Annotated in this window: 15 protein-coding genes; 9 read left to right on the top strand and 6 right to left on the bottom strand. The window is 62.9% G+C overall.

The features are described 5' to 3' along the window. The first annotated feature begins 70 nt into the window (after positions 1 to 70). Complete coding sequence (rho, locus tag YY7_RS0120040) at positions 71 to 1,336, top strand: transcription termination factor Rho (protein WP_027581395.1); 1,266 nt, start codon at positions 71 to 73, stop codon at positions 1,334 to 1,336. A gap of 93 nt (positions 1,337 to 1,429) precedes the next feature. Here rho and YY7_RS61960 read toward each other — a convergent pair whose 3' ends face one another. Then, complete coding sequence (locus tag YY7_RS61960) at positions 1,430 to 1,690, bottom strand: hypothetical protein (RefSeq protein WP_196237298.1); 261 nt, start codon at positions 1,688 to 1,690, stop codon at positions 1,430 to 1,432. On the opposite strand from YY7_RS61960, the gene mnmE reads away from it, so the two are divergent. The 6 genes from mnmE to YY7_RS0120010 all read left to right on the top strand — a co-directional run bounded on the left by mnmE (position 1,626) and on the right by YY7_RS0120010 (position 8,365). Then, positions 1,626 to 2,960: a tRNA uridine-5-carboxymethylaminomethyl(34) synthesis GTPase MnmE gene (gene mnmE / locus YY7_RS0120035; protein ID WP_028164771.1), complete on the top strand. Its 1,335-nt coding sequence runs from the start codon at positions 1,626 to 1,628 to the stop codon at positions 2,958 to 2,960. The genes YY7_RS61960 and mnmE overlap by 65 nt on opposite strands. Before the next feature lie 304 nt (positions 2,961 to 3,264). Beyond that, complete coding sequence (locus YY7_RS0120030; protein ID WP_028164770.1) at positions 3,265 to 3,549, top strand: hypothetical protein; 285 nt, start codon at positions 3,265 to 3,267, stop codon at positions 3,547 to 3,549. 207 nt (positions 3,550 to 3,756) lie between these two features. Beyond that, positions 3,757 to 5,640, top strand: coding sequence for a tRNA uridine-5-carboxymethylaminomethyl(34) synthesis enzyme MnmG (gene mnmG / locus YY7_RS0120025; RefSeq protein WP_028164769.1), 1,884 nt, complete (start codon positions 3,757 to 3,759; stop codon positions 5,638 to 5,640). Between the two features lie 136 nt (positions 5,641 to 5,776). Next, positions 5,777 to 6,442, top strand: coding sequence for a 16S rRNA (guanine(527)-N(7))-methyltransferase RsmG (rsmG, locus tag YY7_RS0120020; protein ID WP_028164768.1), 666 nt, complete (start codon positions 5,777 to 5,779; stop codon positions 6,440 to 6,442). Positions 6,443 to 6,473: 31 nt separating this feature from the next. Further along, positions 6,474 to 7,325: a ParA family protein gene (locus tag YY7_RS0120015; protein WP_028164767.1), complete on the top strand. Its 852-nt coding sequence runs from the start codon at positions 6,474 to 6,476 to the stop codon at positions 7,323 to 7,325. Between the two features lie 155 nt (positions 7,326 to 7,480). Continuing rightward, the gene (locus tag YY7_RS0120010) at positions 7,481 to 8,365 is read left to right on the top strand and encodes a ParB/RepB/Spo0J family partition protein (protein WP_028164766.1); all 885 of its coding nucleotides are present in this window, start codon (positions 7,481 to 7,483) and stop codon (positions 8,363 to 8,365) included. A 4-nt stretch (positions 8,366 to 8,369) separates the two neighbouring features. On the opposite strand, the gene holA is transcribed toward YY7_RS0120010, so the two are convergent. The 4 genes from holA to YY7_RS0119990 all read right to left on the bottom strand — a co-directional run bounded on the left by holA (position 8,370) and on the right by YY7_RS0119990 (position 15,350). Further along, entirely contained in the window at positions 8,370 to 9,398 is a 1,029-nt protein-coding gene (gene holA / locus YY7_RS0120005; RefSeq protein WP_028164765.1) for a DNA polymerase III subunit delta, read from the bottom strand. 106 nt (positions 9,399 to 9,504) lie between these two features. After that, entirely contained in the window at positions 9,505 to 10,059 is a 555-nt protein-coding gene (gene lptE, locus YY7_RS0120000) for an LPS assembly lipoprotein LptE (protein WP_028164764.1), read from the bottom strand. Next, the gene (gene leuS / locus YY7_RS0119995; RefSeq protein WP_028164763.1) at positions 10,046 to 12,670 is read right to left on the bottom strand and encodes a leucine--tRNA ligase; all 2,625 of its coding nucleotides are present in this window, start codon (positions 12,668 to 12,670) and stop codon (positions 10,046 to 10,048) included. The genes lptE and leuS overlap by 14 nt, the downstream gene beginning before the upstream one ends. 982 nt (positions 12,671 to 13,652) lie before the next feature. Beyond that, positions 13,653 to 15,350 carry a diguanylate cyclase domain-containing protein gene (locus YY7_RS0119990; protein ID WP_028164762.1) on the bottom strand — a complete coding sequence of 566 codons (1,698 nt, stop codon included), beginning with the start codon at positions 15,348 to 15,350 and terminating at the stop codon, positions 13,653 to 13,655. A gap of 211 nt (positions 15,351 to 15,561) precedes the next feature. Between YY7_RS0119990 and YY7_RS0119985 the strand changes: the two genes are divergently transcribed. Further along, positions 15,562 to 16,251: a YggS family pyridoxal phosphate-dependent enzyme gene (locus tag YY7_RS0119985; protein WP_028164761.1), complete on the top strand. Its 690-nt coding sequence runs from the start codon at positions 15,562 to 15,564 to the stop codon at positions 16,249 to 16,251. 162 nt (positions 16,252 to 16,413) lie between these two features. Here YY7_RS0119985 and YY7_RS0119980 read toward each other — a convergent pair whose 3' ends face one another. Further along, entirely contained in the window at positions 16,414 to 16,983 is a 570-nt protein-coding gene (locus YY7_RS0119980) for a L,D-transpeptidase family protein (RefSeq protein WP_035690486.1), read from the bottom strand. Between the two features lie 220 nt (positions 16,984 to 17,203). Here YY7_RS0119980 and YY7_RS0119975 point away from each other — a divergent pair, with 220 nt between their 5' ends. After that, the gene (locus YY7_RS0119975) at positions 17,204 to 17,890 is read left to right on the top strand and encodes a response regulator transcription factor (RefSeq protein WP_027582830.1); all 687 of its coding nucleotides are present in this window, start codon (positions 17,204 to 17,206) and stop codon (positions 17,888 to 17,890) included. Positions 17,891 to 17,906: the final 16 nt, after the last annotated feature.

Here is a 17,906-nt window from a genome sequence, read left to right as displayed (position 1 = left end):
TTGCGTCCGCTTTTTCTCAAAGCCACCTCGCAAGATCCTTCTCTAAAAAATGCTCCACAGGACCACCCCCATGCGGGAAATCAAACTTCAAGACCTCAAGTCCAAGACGCCGGCCGAGCTTGTCTCGTTTGCCGAGGAAAATGGGGTCGAAAACGCCAGCACCATGCGCAAGCAGGAGCTGATGTTCGCCATCCTCAAACAGCTCGCTATCCAGGAAACCGACATTATCGGTGAAGGTGTCGTCGAGGTGTTGTCGGACGGTTTCGGCTTCCTCCGTTCGCCCGATGCCAATTATCTGCCGGGCCCCGACGACATCTACGTTTCGCCCTCGCAGATCCGCCGCTTCGGCCTGCGCACCGGCGATACGATCGAAGGCCACATCCGCAGCCCGAAAGAGGGCGAGCGCTATTTTGCGTTGCTGAAGGTCAACTCGCTCAATTTCGAGGACCCTGAGAAGTCCAAGCACAAGGTCAATTTCGACAACCTGACGCCGCTGTTTCCCAATCAGCGGTTTCGGATGGAAATCGATGACCCGACGCGAAAAGACCTTTCTGCAAGGGTGATCGACATCGTTGCGCCGATCGGCAAGGGCCAGCGCGCCTTGATCGTGGCGCCGCCGCGCACGGGTAAGACCGTGCTGATGCAGAACATCGCGCATTCGATCACGCACAATCATCCCGAATGCTATCTGATCGTGCTTCTGATCGACGAGCGTCCGGAAGAAGTCACCGACATGCAGCGCTCGGTGAAGGGTGAGGTGGTGTCCTCGACCTTCGACGAACCGGCCGTGCGTCACGTCCAGGTGGCCGAGATGGTGATCGAGAAGGCCAAGCGCTTGGTCGAGCATGGCCGCGACGTGGTTATCCTGCTCGACTCGATCACGCGCCTGGGCCGCGCCTACAACACGGTGGTGCCGTCATCCGGCAAGGTGCTGACCGGCGGTGTCGACGCCAATGCGCTGCAGCGGCCGAAGCGCTTCTTCGGTGCCGCCCGCAACATCGAGGAGGGCGGCTCGCTCACCATTATCGCCACCGCGCTGGTCGATACCGGCAGCCGCATGGACGAAGTGATCTTCGAAGAGTTCAAGGGAACCGGTAACTCCGAATTGATCCTCGACCGCAAGGTCTCCGACAAGCGGACCTTCCCGGCGATCGACATCTCCCGCTCCGGCACCCGCAAGGAAGAGCTGATCACCGATCCGCAAGTTCTGAAGAAAATGTACGTGCTGCGCCGGATCCTCAATCCGATGGGCACGATGGACGCTATCGACTTCCTGCTCGACAAGCTCCGGAATACGAAAAACAACTCTGAGTTCTTCGATTCCATGAACACGTAAGCGCCGGCCGACAGGTCCGCTTATGTTGCGGTGCAATATATCTGGTTATGCTGCGGTATAGCTGCAGCATAACCGCATGGTTCCAGAATTCCGTCATCTAAGTATTTGATAATTATTGTACTTCTTCCATTCGCGGATCTGCCGATGATGGGGCGCCTCCAATCTCGTAGCAAATTGCTGCACAATTGCTGCAGCAAGATTGGCTGATTGCTGCGATGCAGCGTAGACGCGAACGATGAGACGCGCGAATTGTGCGTTGCCTTCCCGGCCGTTCGCTAACAAATAGGCGATGCATCCGCGAGACCAGACCATCTTTGCGCTTTCCTCGGGGCGACCGCCAAGTGCGATCGCCATCGTCCGGGTGTCGGGGCCGCAAGCCGGTCCGGCATTGGTGAAGTTGGCCGGCAGGATTCCATCGGCGCGGACGGCGACCAGAACGCTGCTGAAGGATGCCACCGGCCAGCCGATCGACGATGCGGTGGTCCTCTGGTTCCCAGCGCCCGCGAGTGCCACGGGCGAGGACGTCGCCGAATTTCATGTCCATGGTGGGCGGGCGGTGCTCGGCGCGGTGTTCAATGCGCTTGCTGGCGTTGACGACGCTCGGCCTGCCGAAGCCGGCGAATTCACCCGCCGCGCCTTCGAGAACGGCAAGCTCGATCTGACCGAGGCCGAGGGCCTCGACGACCTCATTCATGCCGACACCGACCGGCAGCGTCGCCAGGCGCTGCGACAGTTGAAGGGCCTGCTCGGCGATCGTGCCCGCAACTGGCGGGCACAGATCATCGAGGCGTCGGCATTGATAGAGGCTGGTATCGATTTTTCCGACGAAGGCGACGTGCCGGCGGAATTGATCGCGCCGGCGCTCAAGAAGGTCAAAGCGCTGCTGACCGAAATTCAGCAGGTGCTGGCGGCCCAGGCGCAGAGCGAACGACTTCGCGACGGTTTGGTGGTCGCAATCGCGGGTCCGCCTAATGTCGGCAAGTCGACCCTGATCAACCAGCTTGCGCGGCGCGACGTCGCGATCGTCTCGCCGCACGCCGGCACGACGCGCGACGTCATTGAAGTGCAGCTCGATCTCGACGGCTACCCGGTGACGGTGATCGACACCGCCGGAATCCGAGAGACCGACGATCCGATCGAGCAGGAGGGGGTGCGCCGCGCCCGTGCCCGCGCCGAAGAAGCCGACCTGGTTTTGTGGCTCACCGATAGGACGAGCGCGGCAGCTTCAAACGACGGGTCCGCGCCGGTCTGGTTGGTGCGTAACAAGATCGATCTGGATGCTTCGGCGTCGGAGCTACAAGGATCGGAACTACCGTGCGCCACGTTCAGGATCTCTGCTCGGAGCGGGGAAGGGATTCCGGAACTGATCGCGGCCCTTGTCGGCTTTGCGCACGACTGCTTCGGATCTGGCGAGGGCGGTCTGATTACCCGGACGCGGCAGCGCAAGCTGTTGCGAGAGACGGCCGAATCGTTGCGGCGGGCGATCGATGTGGTCGGGGCGGGCGAAGAACTTGCCGCGGAGGAACTCCGGGCGGCCGCCTATAGTCTTGGACGGCTTCTCGGCCGCGTGGATGTCGAGGACATCCTCGACGTGATCTTTCGGGAATTCTGCGTCGGGAAGTAGGTCGCTGGATCAGTAGGCCACTGAGTCAGGGAAGCGATCCGGAAAACGACACCATACTCGCTCCTCAGGTCGCGCAAATCATGAACGAGGCTTAACGAAACTGCGTCTTATCCGTCCTGGTTATCCATCTTGCTGCCGAACCGTTGGCGGCCGATCGCTCCTCGCAGATGCTGGAGAAGGGTCATGGCAAAACATCTAACGGGGCGCACGGAACTCCCACCGGACAGGGCCTTCCGGATTCCATCCGCTGGTCTACAAGGCCGCTATCGGGCTCGTTGCCTTCTTCGATCTGGCGGCCCGGATATTGTTTGATCGTCAGAACGACACCGAACTTCCTCTCGCAATCGTCAATCTGTTCCTGCTGATGGCCGTGATGCTGCCTTATCTGCTGCGGCGGACTTGGCGGAACCATCAACGACTGCCACCGTCACTGACGACTAATAGCGGCTTCCGTAAGTGGACCAATGAATCGGCCCAGGCCTGGCAGAGCCGGCTTAAGGGCTCGGATGCCGCAATCGACATGTTGCTGTCGCTGGCCTCCGTGGCGTTCGGCTTGCTCGCTTTGGGTATCGTCTTCAACCTGAGCTGACGATCCGACCGCGCAGCACCGGCGCCGCGCTTCTCGACGTGAGTTCTCGACCTTCGCCCCGTTCCGGCACTGTTTCACGTGAAACACCCGGCGCAGGGGTCCGGTGGAACACGAACAGGACTGGCATCCTGTTTCACGTGAAACAGCGGATCAGGCTCGTTGAAACTTGTCTTTCGACTTTCACCGCTCCGCGCTAGAAGTTTGCGCATGTCTACCCAATCGCTTTCATTCGACGTCATCGTCATCGGTGGCGGCCATGCCGGCTGCGAGGCCGCCAGTGCGGCTGCCCGGATGGGCGCGAAGACCGCGCTGGTGACGCATCGTTTTTCGACCATCGGCGCGATGTCCTGCAATCCCGCGATCGGAGGCCTCGGCAAGGGTCATCTGGTCCGCGAAGTTGACGCTCTCGACGGCTTGATGGGCCGGGTCGCGGATGCCGGCGGCATTCAGTTTCGGATGCTGAACCGCCGCAAGGGTCCTGCCGTCCGTGGTCCGCGCGCTCAGGCTGACCGCAAGCTCTATGCCGCTGCGATGCAAGCCGCGATCCTTGAAACCGTCAACCTGACCGTGGTCGAGGGCGAGGCGGATGATCTCCTGACCTCCAATGGCCGCATCAATGGAATTCGCCTCGGAGACGGGCGGATGCTCTCTGCCGGCGCCGTTGTGATCACGACCGGCACCTTCCTGCGCGGTTTGATCCATCTCGGCGAGAAGAATTGGCCGGCGGGCCGGGTCGGTGAGGCTCCGGCCATGGGGCTTTCAGCTTCGTTCGAGCGTCTGGGCTTTACGCTTGGCCGGTTGAAGACCGGGACGCCTCCGCGCCTGGATGGCACCACGATCGACTGGTCTGCAGTCGAGATGCAGCCAGGCGATGATCCACCTGAGCCGTTCTCCATCATGACGGACCGGATCACGACGCCCCAGATCCAGTGCGGGATCACTCGCACCACGCCCAAGACGCATGAGGTAATCCGGGCCAATGTGCATCGTTCGCCGATGTATTCCGGTCAGATCAAGAGCACTGGGCCGCGCTATTGCCCCTCGATTGAAGACAAGATCGTCCGCTTCGGGGATCGCGATGGCCACCAGATCTTTCTTGAGCCCGAAGGCATCGACGACAATACGGTCTACCCCAACGGCATCTCGACCTCACTTCCGGAAGAGGTCCAGCTCGCTATCCTCGCCTCCATCCCCGGCCTTGAGCGGGTCAAGATGGTCCGGCCGGGCTACGCGATCGAGTACGACCATGTCGACCCGCGTGAGCTCGATCCGACGCTTGAGACCAAGCGATTGCCCGGACTGTTTCTGGCTGGCCAGATCAACGGTACGACCGGATACGAGGAAGCAGCCGGGCAGGGGATCGTCGCTGGCCTGAACGCGGCACTCGCTGCCGGCGGCACTGATCCAATCGTGTTCGACCGCGCCGACGGCTATCTCGGCGTGATGATCGATGACCTGGTCACGCGTGGGATCACCGAGCCCTATCGCATGTTCACCTCGCGGGCCGAATACCGGCTGACGCTGCGGGCCGACAATGCCGACCAGCGGTTGACCGATAAGGGGATTGCGTTGGGGTGCGTCGGCGAAGCCCGCTCCAAGCGCCACACCGCAAAGATGGCGGCGCTGAATGCCGCCAAGGCGCTGGCCAGGTCGCTCTCGATTACGCCCAACGAGGCCATAAGACACGGGCTGGCGCTGAACCGCGATGGCGTCCGTCGCTCCGCCTTTGAACTGCTGTCGTACCCCGAAGTGGAGTGGTCGACGCTGCGAGGCATCTGGCCGGAGCTGTCGGTCATCGATCCATCGACTGCCGTGCACTTGGAGATCGACGCGAAGTACGATGTCTATCTCAAGCGCCAGATCGCAGACGTCGATGCCTTCCGCCGCGACGAGGGACTTGTCCTGACCGGCGTCGACTATGACGATGTACCCGGCCTCTCCAACGAGGCGCGCGCGAAGCTGAAGGCTGCGCTGCCGCGGACCGTGGGTCAGGCGGGGCGGATCGACGGGATGACTCCGGCGGCGCTGGGCATTCTGGCCGCTTACCTGCGTCGGGAGGCACGGCGGAAGAAGGCGACGGCGACCGCGTAAGCGTTTCACGTGAAACGGCGCGCCACCGTCATTGCGAGCGCAGCGAAGCAATCCATTTATCCGAGCACGACGGCGTCAATGCATTGCTTCGCTGCGCTCGCAATGACAACCTGGCTTCCGACTGACATTGCGAATCATGGTCAAAGCATCGCTAAACAGAGCGCTACCGAGCGCAGCCGCCGACAAGAGGGCGGCCCTCGCCCTCGCCCCCGTTTCACGTGAAACGGAAGCCCGGCTCGACCGCTACGTCGCGCTTCTCCTGGAGTGGCAGGCCAAGACCAATCTCGTTGCGCCGTCGACGCTGCCCGAACTCTGGACCCGCCACATCGCTGATTCGCTGCAATTGCTCGACCTCGCTCCAACTGCCAAGGTCTGGGTCGACCTCGGCAGCGGCGGCGGCTTTCCCGGTGTCGTGCTCGCCTGCGCGCTCGCCGATACGCTTGGCACTAGCGTCCACCTGGTCGAGCGCAACGCCAAGAAAGCGGCCTTCCTTCGCGAAGCACTGCGGGTGACAGCGGCGCCGGGGACGGTGCATCTGGCTGACATCGGGGATATTGTGGAAAGAATCAGCGGCCCGATCGATTGCGTGACCGCGCGGGCGCTGGCTCCGCTACATCAGCTCATCGGCTTCGCGGAACCGTTGGTGCGAAAGGGTGCAAAAGCGCTGTTTCTCAAAGGCCAAGATGTAGAGGCCGAATTGACCGAAGCCACTAAATATTGGAAAATTGAGCCGCAGCTTCATCCGAGTCGGACCGGCGGACACGGCTGGATTGTCGAGCTTAGCTCCATCGGGCGCCGTTGAGCTTTACGCAGGGGATTACCAGGGCAACGCCATGACCGTAATTGACGAGATTTATCGAGAGGATAGGGCGCCACAACCGGCTGGCCATCCACGCATCTTGTCGCTTGCCAACCAAAAAGGGGGCGTCGGCAAGACAACCACAGCGATCAATCTCGGGACGGCACTCGCGGCCATCGGCGAGCGGGTCCTGGTCGTTGATCTCGATCCGCAGGGCAACGCATCGACCGGGCTCGGCATCGACCGGCGCAATCGGGGCTGCTCGACCTATGACGTTCTGATCGGCGAGGCGCCGCTGCGCGAGGCGGTCGTGGCGACCGCGGTGCCACGGCTTCACATAGCGCCCTCGACCATGGATCTCTCCGGCCTCGAGCTTGAACTCGGCACGACGCCGGGCCGCGCGTTCCGCCTGCGCGACGCGATCGCCGGGCTCAACAACAACACCTCGCCGGATGCCGATTACACTTACGTGCTGATCGACTGTCCGCCGTCGCTCAACCTGCTGACCGTGAACGCGATGGCGGCGTCGGACGCGATACTGGTGCCGCTGCAGTGCGAGTTCTTCGCGCTCGAAGGTCTGTCGCAGCTCTTGCAGACGGTCGAGCAGGTGCGCTCGACGCTCAACCCGAACCTGTCGATCCACGGCATCGTGCTGACGATGTTCGACTCCCGCAACAATCTGTCGAACCAGGTCGTCGCCGACGTCCGGCAGTTTATGGGCAGCAAGGTCTACAACACCATGATCCCGCGCAACGTGCGCATCTCCGAGGCGCCGTCCTACGGCAAGCCGGTGCTGGTCTACGACCTCAAATGCGTCGGCAGCGAAGCCTATCTGAAGCTCGCCACCGAAGTGATCCAGCGCGAACGCGAGTTGCGCACGAATTAAGGACCATTCGTAGGATGGGTAGCGCGCAGCGAAACCCATCATCTTTCCATGCGAGGAGCGCGATGGGTTCGCGGCGCTCTACCCATCCTACGATCCGACCGATCTGAAATTCGAATTCCGGAGTTTGCTACGTGAATCCAAGGGAGCTGGCGACAATGGCCGACGAAGCGCGTTCGCGACTGGGCCGTGGGCTTGCAAGTCTGATCGGGGACGTCGGCGGCGAGGCGGCGCATGTCGAGCGGCCGCGCACGCAGCGCAAGGTGCCGATCGAATTCCTCAAGGCCAATCCACGCAATCCGCGCCGCAGCTTCGCCGATGCCGAGCTCCGTGAGCTCGCCGATTCGATCAAGCAGCGCGGCGTGATCCAGCCGATCGTGGTGCGGCCGGTCAAGGGCGCGCAGGACCGCTACGAGATCATCGCTGGCGAGCGGCGCTGGCGCGCCTCCCAGCTCGCCGGCCTGCACGAGGTGCCGATCGTCCCGATCGAGGTCAACGATAGCGACGCGCTCGAGATGATGATCATCGAGAACGTGCAGCGCGAAGACCTCAACCCGATGGAAGAGGCGCAGGGCTATCATGCGCTCGCCAACGAGTTCAAGCGCAGTCAGGAAGATATCGCGCGGGATGTCGGCAAGAGCCGCAGCCATGTCGCCAACATGATGCGGCTGACGAAGCTGCCCGCCGAGGTGCAGGCCTTCATCGCCAGCGGCGAATTGTCCGCAGGCCATGCGCGCGCGCTGATCGGCGTGCCCGATCCGCTCGCAGCCGCCAAGCGCATCGTCGCCGAAGGTCTCAACGTGCGCCAGGCCGAAGCGCTGGCACATGACGAGGGCGTGCCGGTGCGCAAGCCGCAGAAGGCGCGCGGCGGCGCCGCCGGCAAGGAGAAGGACCCGGACACGCTCGCGCTAGAGAAGCGCGTCTCCGATGCGCTGGGCTTGACCGTCAGCGTCAACCACCGCGATCCCGGCGGCTCCGTCCAGATCAGCTACCGCAGTCTCGAGCAGCTAGACGAGGTGATGCGGCGGCTCGAGGGCGGCTAGCAACTTACCCGCGCCGCCGCGCATTGGCGGCGATCGAGAGCAGGGTGCGTTGCGCAATCACTGCGGCGAGCGAATTCTGCTTGCGCATATCGAGCGCCGCGGTGCCGAGCTGCTCGATGATGCCGACCAGCCGCTGCGGGCTGAAATTGCGGAGTGCGATTTCAACCGCGCCTTTCCGCGAGAAATGCAATCGCGGGTATCCGCCCTCCAGCACCGACGCGGCCGGCGCACCATCGGCAATCGCCAGCGCCGATTTGTGCAGCCAGGCCGCCTGGCGCTGCGCGGCAGCGATGATGACGCCGGGATAGGTACCGGCGACCATCGCTTTCGCAAACTCCGTCTCGACCGCGGCGGCATTGCCGGCGAAGGCACCGTCCACGATCGGATCGAGTTTCAGCTCGGATGCGTCGGACACCACGGTCATCACGTCCTCAAGCGTGACCTCGCCCTTGCCGTGGGCGTAGAGCGTGAGCTTGCGCACTTCGTTGCGCGAAGCCTGGCGGTCGCCGCCGAGCAGTGACATCAGCACGGCACGGGCATCTTGCGCGATGCGCAGGCCGGATGTCCGCAGTTCGTCGTCGATCAGCTTGGCGAGATCGCGCTCAGTGTCGGGATAGCAGCCGATCGCCGCCGCATTCTTGGCGCGCTCGCAGATCTTGCGCAGCGGCGAATCCGGCCTGATGTCGCCGGCCTCGATCACGATGCGGCAGTCCTTCACCGGCGAATCCGTCAGCGTCTCGACGCCGCTGGCAAAATTGCGCGAGCCGGCGCGAACGCGGATCGCGCGCCGTCCGCCGAACAGCGGCACCGTCATCGCTTCATCCACCAAACGCGAAGGCTCGGCGGCGAGGTCGTCACCGTCGAGGCGGACCAGCGAGAACGGATCGTTGGGGTCATCGACCGCGGACGCCATCAGCGCGTCGGCGCGCTCGCGCACGAGGCCGGCATCGGGGCCGTAGAGCAGGATGATCGGACGGCCGGGATCGGGCCGGGCGAGGAAGGCGTCGATCTCTTTTCCGCGGAGCGCGACCATTTTATTTGAGTGTCATTCCGGGGCGTGCAGAGCACGAACCCAGAATCTCCATCCATCATCTCTGGATTCCGGGTTCATGCTTCGCATGCCCCGGAATGACGGTGTTTCAGGTCCCGGCGGTGAAGAAGGAAGCCAGCCGGGTATTGATGTTGTCCGCGATCTCCTGCGCGGCGCGATCTTCGGCGTCGCGCAACGCGCGCGTGCGGGTGAAGCGCTGGTAGGAGCCCGGCATGTCGTAGGACACCCGCGAGAAGGTGGAGCCCGTCATCACCGACTTGTTGGAGGCGATCTCGACCAGGTTGTATTGCGCGTCGATGCCAAAATTCTCGCCGGTCGGCAGCGCCGTGTTCGGATCGATCATCAGCGAGGAGCGGCTGGTCGTGAAGCGGATCACCAACCGGTGGGTCGGCGGCATGCCGGTGGCGTTGCCATAGAGTTTGAACGCCAGCGCATTGCGGACCTCCACGCCGATGCGAGCCTCGCGGGACGCGTTCGGCTTGTCGTTGATCGGCGGGAGCTCGACGCCCATCAGCTTCTCGCGCAACGCCGGCGTGCCGTCGGTATGCTCGGCATACATCGGCTGGAAACAACCTGCCGTCACCGCAGCCAAAGCGGCCACCGCGACGAGCCGGAGAGCGATCCGGATCCTAGCCGACGACATTCACGATCCTCATGGGCACCACGATCACCTTGCGGACGGGCTTGCCGTCCAAGGCGGCTTTTACCGCATCAAGCGCCAGAACGGCAGCCTCGATCTCAGCATTTTCCGCCGCCCGTGGCAGGGTAACATCACCCCGCTTCTTGCCGTTGACCTGGACCACCAGGGTCACGCTGTCTTCAACCAGCAAATCGCGTTCGATTTGCGGCCAGGAAGCCTCCGAAATCAGCCCCTGCTGGCCTAGAACCTGCCAGCATTCCTCGGCGAGGTGCGGCATCATGGGCGCGAACAGTTGAACAAGGATGACCGCGGCCTCCCGGACCGCCCAGGCGACGTCGGGGGCAGGCTTGCCGCCCTTGGCCAGGGTCTCGGCGAGCGCATTGGCGAATTCCCGGATATGGGCGAGGCAGACATTGAAATGCAGCCGCTCGATCCCGGAGGACACCTTGTCCAGCGCGCCATGGGCCGCCTTGCGCAAGGCGAGCGCCTCGGGGGTGAATGACGCCGGCCGGGCCGCCGGCACACCCTTCGCGATCTCGGCGGATTCATTCACCAGCCGCCACAGCCGCTGCACGAAGCGCGCCGCGCCCTGCACCCGCTCGTCGCTCCAGATCACATCGCGATCAGGCGGGGAGTCCGACAGCATGAACCAGCGCGCGACGTCGGCGCCATAGGTCGCGATGATGTCGTCGGGGTCGACCGTGTTCTTCTTCGACTTCGACATCTTCTCGATCGGGCCGATCGTGATCGCTTCGCCGGTGTCGATCGTCGTCGCGCGCCGCTCGCTGCCGACGACCTCGATCTTCACGTCCGCCGGCATCACGTAGGTACCGTCGGCCTTCTGGTAGGTCTCGTGCACCACCATCCCTTGTGTGAACATGCCGGCGAACGGTTCATCCATCGCGATGTGGCCCGTCGCCTTCATCGCGCGGGTGAAAAAGCGGCTATAGAGCAGATGCAGGATCGCGTGCTCGACGCCGCCGATATACTGGTCGACCGGCATCATCCGGTTGGCGACTTCAGGCGTGGTCGGCGATGTCTCGTTCCAGGGATCGGTGAAGCGCGCGAAGTACCAGGACGAATCCACGAAGGTGTCCATGGTGTCGGTCTCGCGCTGTGCCGGCCCGCCGCATTGCGGGCAGGTGACCTGCTTCCAGCTCGGATGGTGGTCGAGCGCATTGCCCGGCTTGTCGAAGGTCGCGTCCTCCGGCAGCGTTATCGGCAGCGCGCTGTCGGGCACGAGCACGACGTCGCATTTCGGGCAATGGATGATCGGGATCGGGCAGCCCCAATAGCGCTGGCGCGAAATGCCCCAGTCGCGCAGGCGGAAGTTCACCTGGCGCTCGCCGACGGGTGCGTTGCCGCGAATCTCGCTCTCCAGCCGCTTCGCGACTTCTTCCTTCGCCTGCTCGATGGTCATGCCGTCCAGGAAGCGCGAATTGATCATGCGGCCGTCACCGTCATAGGCGGTGTCGGTGATCACGAACGTCTTCGGATCCTGCCCCTCCGGACAGACAACAGGCGTGTTGCCGAGGTCGTATTTGTTGACGAAGTCGAGGTCGCGCTGGTCGTGCGCCGGGCAGCCGAAGATGGCGCCGGTGCCGTATTCCATCAGCACGAAATTCGCGACATAGACCGGCAATTTCCAGTTCGGATCGAACGGATGGATCGCCTTGATGCCGGTGTCAAAGCCCTGCTTCTCGGCGGTGTCGATGACCTCCTGCGCGGTGCCGATCCGTTTGACCTCCGTGATGAACTCGGCAAGCTTCGGATTCTTTGCCGCCGCGGCCTGCGCCAGCGGATGGTCCGCCGAGATCGCCATGAACTTGGCGCCAAACAACGTGTCGGGCCGCGTCGTGAAAATCTTCAATTCGCGCTCGCCGTCCGGCGTGGTTGTGGGATCCAGCGCGAAGCGGATCAAGAGGCCCTCGGAGCGGCCGATCCAATTGCGTTGCATCAGCCGCACCTTGTCGGGCCAGCGATCCAGCCCGTCGAGAGCGTCCAAGAGCTCCTGCGAGTACTTCGTGATCTTGAAGACCCATTGGTTCATCTCGCGCTGCTCGACGACAGCGCCCGAGCGCCAGCCGCGGCCGTCGATCACCTGCTCGTTCGCGAGCACGGTCATGTCAACCGGGTCCCAGTTGACCTTGCGCTTCTCGCGCTCGACCAGGCCGGCGCGCAGGAAATCCAGGAACATCTTCTGCTGATGCTTGTAGTAGCTGGGGTCGCAGGTCGCGAACTCGCGTGACCAGTCCAGCGACAGGCCGATCGAGCGAAGCTGCTTCTTCATCGCCGCGATGTTGTCGTAGGTCCACGCCTTCGGCGCCACCTTGCGCTCGATCGCGGCGTTCTCCGCCGGCAGGCCGAATGCGTCCCAGCCCATCGGGTGCAGCACGTTGAGCCCCTTGGCGCGCATGTAGCGGGCCAGCACGTCGCCGAGCGTGTAGTTCCGGACATGGCCGATATGAATGCGCCCGGAAGGGTACGGGAACATCTCAAGCACATAGTATTTCGGCCGCGGATCGTCGTTTTTCGACGCAAAGATCGCCTTCTCGTCCCACTGGCGCTGCCAGCGCGGCTCGGTTTCACGGGCGTTGTAACGTTCGGAGGTCATGGAGCAGGGCTCTTGGGGGCCTTTCGGCCGTTTCGAAGACGGCGGACTAGGCCATAGAATTGGCTGCGGGGTCAACGGGTTGGGGCACGCCGCACGGCAAGGGCAGATAGGTCATTATTATGCGCCGCTCTACACGTCATTTTCGGTTTCGTCCCGGGCTTGACCCGGGACCCATAGCCACAGGTGCTCGTGATGCGAAAACTCGGGCCACTTGCTCGCGCCACAACTCAGATCGGTGGTTATGGGTCCCGGGTCAAGCCCGGGACGACGTGGGGTGGATTCGGATTCAATTTTCGAACAGCGGAGCGGATGTGAGTTCGCGTTCTCGCGGCGCGTTGCGTCCGAGCTTTGCGTTTGTTTCACCCTCCTCAATATCAGAGGGCGCAGGGAAAGCCGGGTGCTGGTTGCACCCGTGGGTCCCGTGCAACAAAAAGCACGGGCGTAGGACCACAGGTTCAACCGAAGCATTCCGGCTTTCCCTGCGCGATGGTGTTACGGCTTATTTCGCGCTCTCCCCGGTGACCGGGCTTTCTTGCCACCGTCGCTCTGTTCAACGAACAGAACTTAGCGCCAGCGTCGGGGCGCCAGGACCACACGACTTCGCCGTCCGCTGATGTCGCGTTCGTCTGTCGCAACACCTGCGTCCACCGCATCTCACCGCAACGTTCGTGACGATCGCGAGCCGCCCCTCATCCGCCGTGAGACGCGCGGAGTCATAGTGCTGATTTGCCCGACGGCGGAAGCGGAATGTTTTTTGTGCGAGGGCTGGACGGGACAAATCACGTTGGAATTGCTTGCGAATTTTTCTCCGCCGTCATTCCGGGGCGTCCGAAGGACGAGCTATGATGTGCTCTTGCACATCAGAGAATCCATCCAGCCAGGAAGGAAGTGGCGAAATGGATTCCGGGCTCGCGCCAAGAGGCGCGCCCCGGAATGACAGAGGATGTGGTGATGTCGTCGCGCCCGAATGACAGCAGCGAAGTTAGCTCGCCATCGCCATCGCTGCCGCACCTTCCGAGCCTCGCACCAGGCCGTGCTCGACGACGGTGTTGCGGCCGAGATGTTTGGCGGCGTAGAGGGCGGCGTCGGCGGCTTCGATCAGGTCGCCGGGGCGGAGCGCCGGGCTTGGCTTGGTGCAGGCGACGCCGACGCTGGCGGTGACGATCTGGTAGCTGGAGGTTGCGTGCGGCAGGCGGAGATCCTGCACCGTGGCGCGCACGATCTCGCCGATCTCTTTTGCGCGTGTGGCACCGGTGTTCGGCAACAGCAGGCAGAGTTCCTCGCCGCCATAGCGGCAGGCGAAGCCCAGCGTATTGGCGGCGATGCCGGAGAGCGTTTCGCCGAGCCGGGTCAGGCAGGCGTCGCCTTCCGGATGGCCATAGGTGTCGTTGTAGAGCTTGAAATGATCGACGTCGATCATCAGGAGCGACAGCTCGCAATCATATTGCTGCGCCTTCATCCACTCGAAATCGAGCCGGCTCTGGAAACCCCGGCGGTTGGCGAGCCCCGAGAGCATGTCGATCGAGGCCATCACCGTCAGGCGGTCGTTGGTCGCGACCAGGTCGCGTTCGCGCTGGCTGAGTTGCGCGGCCATCGCATTGAAGGCGCGGGCCAGCGGAACGAACTCCGCGGGCAGCTTGTTCTTGGCGACGCGGACCGACCAGTCGCCCTCGCCGAAGCGCCTGGCCGTGCGGGTCATCACGTCGATCGGCTGGATGATCAATTTCTCCGCGCCGACCAGCGCGCCGAACAGCACGAGCAGGCAGACGAAGCCGAGTTGCAAATAGGCGGTGCGGATATCGCGATCGATCGCCGCCGTCACCTTGGCTTCGTCGATGCTGACGATCAGCCGCGAGCGTGTGCCGGGAATGCGGGCAAAGCTGATCGTGCGGTTCGTGCCATCCGCCGCGGTAAAGGAAATCGAGCCGGAGGACTCACCATAACTAAGCGCCTTGTCCGCGACCGCGGACATCAGCGGCACGGTGTCCAGCGAGCGGCCGATCATGCTTGCCTGATCCAGCGGTGCCGCGAGAATCGTGCCAGTGCTGTCGACCAAGACGGAGGAAACGCCGGCACGTCCGCCGTAATTGCTCATGATCTTGGACATCCAGTCCAGATTGATCGCGGCCAGAACCACCGAGTCGGTTTCACTGTTGACGGCCGCCACCGGGTAAGCGGCCATCACGACCGGTGTATTGGTGGGGCGGCTCACGATCAAATCGCTCAAGACAAATTCCCGGCGCCCCCTCGCTTCGGTCACATAGGGCCGGTCGCTAAGATCGATGCCGACATAGGCGTTGTCGGTCGAGCACTGGATCCAGTTGTCGCTGCCGAGAAACATCAGGCTGCGGATCCAGGGCATGTTGGCCGGCACGCTGGCGCGCAGGATCTCGCAGCTCTTGCCGATGCCGCCGGCGGAGGCACGGATATAGGCGGTGGATTTCAGCACCGTCTCGACCGAGGAGATGACCTCGCGCTGGGCGTCGGCGCTGTGTGCGGCGAGCGCGGCGAATTCCTCGGCGGCGTGTGCGATCTGCTTGGCCCGCGAATCCTCCAGGGTGCGGACGCGGTCCAGCATCATGGGCGCCACCAGCAACAGCGCAAGCAGCGCCAGCCGCCCGCGGATACCCAGAAGAGTCTTGAGTTTGGCGCGGTGGCGGTTGAAATTAATTTTAGACATTAATGTCCCCTAGCCCCACTGGTGAAAGTAGAACGAAGGGTTCAAGAAGGCTTTCCCGGATTTGATAAAATTCGAGGGAACCCCCGCTAGAGCGTTTTCGAGCGAAGTGGATACCGGTTCGCGTGAAGAAAACGCGTCAAATCAAGAATCTAGAGATTCGGTTCTGATTCAATCAGAACCGAAAATGCTCTAGCCTGCGTTGGTAGATGACATGACACCGGAAAACACAGCGGCGCTAACCGCGCATTCACCAAACGGTCTCGCAGAAGTCGAGGAGGAAATCGCGCGCGCCTGCAAGGATGCGCGTCGCGATCGTGGCTCGGTGACGTTGATCGCGGTGTCGAAAACATTCAATGCGGATGCGATTTCGCCCGTCATCGTGGCCGGACAGCGCGTTTTCGGCGAGAATCGCGTGCAGGAAGCCAAGACGAAGTGGCCTGCCTTGATGCAGGCCCACCCCGACATCGTGCTGCATCTGATCGGACCGTTGCAATCCAACAAGGCGAAGGAGGCGGTGGCGCTGTTCGATGCCATCCATTCGGTGGACCGCCCCAGCATTTGCGAAGCGTTAGCCAAGGAAATTAAAAACCAGAACCGGCAGCCGCAATTGTTCATCCAGATCAATACCGGCGAGGAGCCGCAGAAGGCCGGCATTTCTCCGTCCGAGGCCGATGCCTTCATCGCGCGCTGCCGGGAGCATTACGGGCTTTCGATCTCGGGCCTGATGTGCATCCCGCCGGTCAACGACCCCCCTGCCCCGCACTTTGCGCTGACGGCCAAGATCGCCGCACGCAACGGCCTGGCGAATCTCTCGATGGGTATGAGCGCCGATTTCGCCACAGCGATCCAGATGGGCGCGACCCATGTGCGCGTGGGATCGGCGATTTTTGGCGCGCGGTGAATTGTTGTCGTCCCCGCGAAGGCGGGGACCCATAACCACAGGAAGAATGTGATGCGCGAAGCTGGGACTGCTTGTTCGCGCCACAACTAGCGCCGGTGGTTATGGGTCCCGGCTCAAGGCCGGGACGACATCGGAGAATGACGTAACGACATCGCAAAACGGTCAGCCAATCACGATTCTCGTCTGCGGGCTCATTCGCCGTAACAGCCGCAGCATCGAGGATTTGGTCATCGAGACGCAGCCGGCGGTCGGCGCGAAATTTGGACGGGCCAGATGCAGGAACACCGCGCTGCCGCGGCCGGCGATGCGCGGGGTGGTGTTGTGGTCGATCTCGATGATGAAGTCGTAGAGACGATCCTCGCGCGTCAGCCGGTCGCCGTTCTGCTCGCGCGTCAGTCGCACCGGCTGGTTGTAATGGCGGTCCCGCGGGTCCTCGCACCAGGCGTCCTCGGGCCGAATGGGACGGGTCGGCAGGAAGCTCGCCGGTCGCGGGGAGCGGTCCGCCCGCCACCATAATTGTCGGGGGCGGAAGACACCCCTAGGGGTGCCGCCGTCGCCCTCGCGCTTATTGGCGAGGATGCCGCCCCGGCCAAGCGCAACCGGTACCGACCAACCGTCGGCGGTCAGCCACCCCCGGCACGGGTTACCAGCGGCAGGTTGGACGCGGACCAGGGACAACGGCCGATCACGCGCGGTTGTCTCATAAGTGATTGAAAAACTGGAACTTCTCATGTGAATCAAAAAGCCCGCGCCTTGCCTGCCCGGCCCCGATTGTTCTATCTGGCGGGATTACAGCACATTCATCCAATCGGCTGCTGATTTGGGATAGACTGTGATCGGCTTGTGAATCGGTAATGAACGACTACCTACACAGCGAGTCTCGCCATCAAGTCTCGGCCAAAGCGCTGTCCGCTTGTGTCCGCTGCTGCCTGCCTCCAAGAGGATCGTTCCTATGGCCAATGCCCGCAAGATTTTGATCGTGGATGACGACACCGACCTGCGTGACACGCTGGTCGAGCAACTTTCCCTTCACGAGGAATTCGAAGCCTCCGCAGTCGATACCGGCGCCAAGGGCGCCAGCGCCGCCAAGACCAACTCTCCCGATCTGGTCCTGATGGATGTGGGCCTTCCCGATACCGATGGCCGCGAGGTGGTGCGGTCCTTGCGCAAAGGCGGCTTCAAGGCGCCGATCATCATGCTGACCGGCCATGACACCGATTCGGACACCATCCTCGGCCTCGAATCCGGCGCCAATGATTATGTGGCAAAGCCCTTCCGCTTCGCGGTGCTGCTGGCCCGGATCCGCGCGCAGCTCCGCCAGCACGAGGCGAGCGAAGACGCGGTGTTCTCCGTCGGTCCCTACAGCTTTCGGCCCGGCTCGAAGATGCTGACCGCCGCCAATGCGCGGAAAGTGCGGCTGACCGAGAAGGAGACCGCGATCCTGCGCTTCCTCTACCGCGCCGGCCAGATGCCGGTGTCGCGCGAGACGCTGCTGCAGGAGGTCTGGGGCTACAATTCGGGCGTCACCACCCATACGCTGGAAACGCATATTTACCGGCTCCGGCAGAAGATCGAGAAAGATGCCGCCAATCCCGAGATCCTGGTGACGGAAGCCGGTGGCTACAAACTGGTGCCGTGATACGATTCGCGACCGA

It is taken from the genome of Bradyrhizobium elkanii WSM2783 (assembly GCF_000472865.1).
Taxonomy (GTDB): domain Bacteria; phylum Pseudomonadota; class Alphaproteobacteria; order Rhizobiales; family Xanthobacteraceae; genus Bradyrhizobium; species Bradyrhizobium elkanii_A.
This window is presented reverse-complemented; position numbering and strand designations above follow the sequence as displayed.

Excerpts from the sequence above, each read along its gene's own strand:
- lptE (WP_028164764.1), bottom strand. The coding sequence starts at position 10,059 with ATGTCGTCGGCTAGGATCCGGATCGCTCTCCGGCTCGTCGCGGTGGCC.
- mnmG (WP_028164769.1), top strand. The coding sequence starts at position 3,757 with ATGTCTACCCAATCGCTTTCATTCGACGTCATCGTCATCGGTGGCGGC.
- leuS (WP_028164763.1), bottom strand. The coding sequence starts at position 12,670 with ATGACCTCCGAACGTTACAACGCCCGTGAAACCGAGCCGCGCTGGCAG.
- rho (WP_027581395.1), top strand. The coding sequence starts at position 71 with ATGCGGGAAATCAAACTTCAAGACCTCAAGTCCAAGACGCCGGCCGAG.
- YY7_RS0120015 (WP_028164767.1), top strand. The coding sequence starts at position 6,474 with ATGACCGTAATTGACGAGATTTATCGAGAGGATAGGGCGCCACAACCG.
- YY7_RS0119990 (WP_028164762.1), bottom strand. The coding sequence starts at position 15,350 with ATGTCTAAAATTAATTTCAACCGCCACCGCGCCAAACTCAAGACTCTT.
- YY7_RS0119975 (WP_027582830.1), top strand. The coding sequence starts at position 17,204 with ATGGCCAATGCCCGCAAGATTTTGATCGTGGATGACGACACCGACCTG.
- mnmE (WP_028164771.1), top strand. The coding sequence starts at position 1,626 with ATGCATCCGCGAGACCAGACCATCTTTGCGCTTTCCTCGGGGCGACCG.
- YY7_RS0119985 (WP_028164761.1), top strand. The coding sequence starts at position 15,562 with ATGACACCGGAAAACACAGCGGCGCTAACCGCGCATTCACCAAACGGT.
- YY7_RS0119980 (WP_035690486.1), bottom strand. The coding sequence starts at position 16,983 with ATGAGAAGTTCCAGTTTTTCAATCACTTATGAGACAACCGCGCGTGAT.
- holA (WP_028164765.1), bottom strand. The coding sequence starts at position 9,398 with ATGGTCGCGCTCCGCGGAAAAGAGATCGACGCCTTCCTCGCCCGGCCC.
- rsmG (WP_028164768.1), top strand. The coding sequence starts at position 5,777 with ATGGTCAAAGCATCGCTAAACAGAGCGCTACCGAGCGCAGCCGCCGAC.
- YY7_RS61960 (WP_196237298.1), bottom strand. The coding sequence starts at position 1,690 with ATGGCGATCGCACTTGGCGGTCGCCCCGAGGAAAGCGCAAAGATGGTC.
- YY7_RS0120010 (WP_028164766.1), top strand. The coding sequence starts at position 7,481 with ATGGCCGACGAAGCGCGTTCGCGACTGGGCCGTGGGCTTGCAAGTCTG.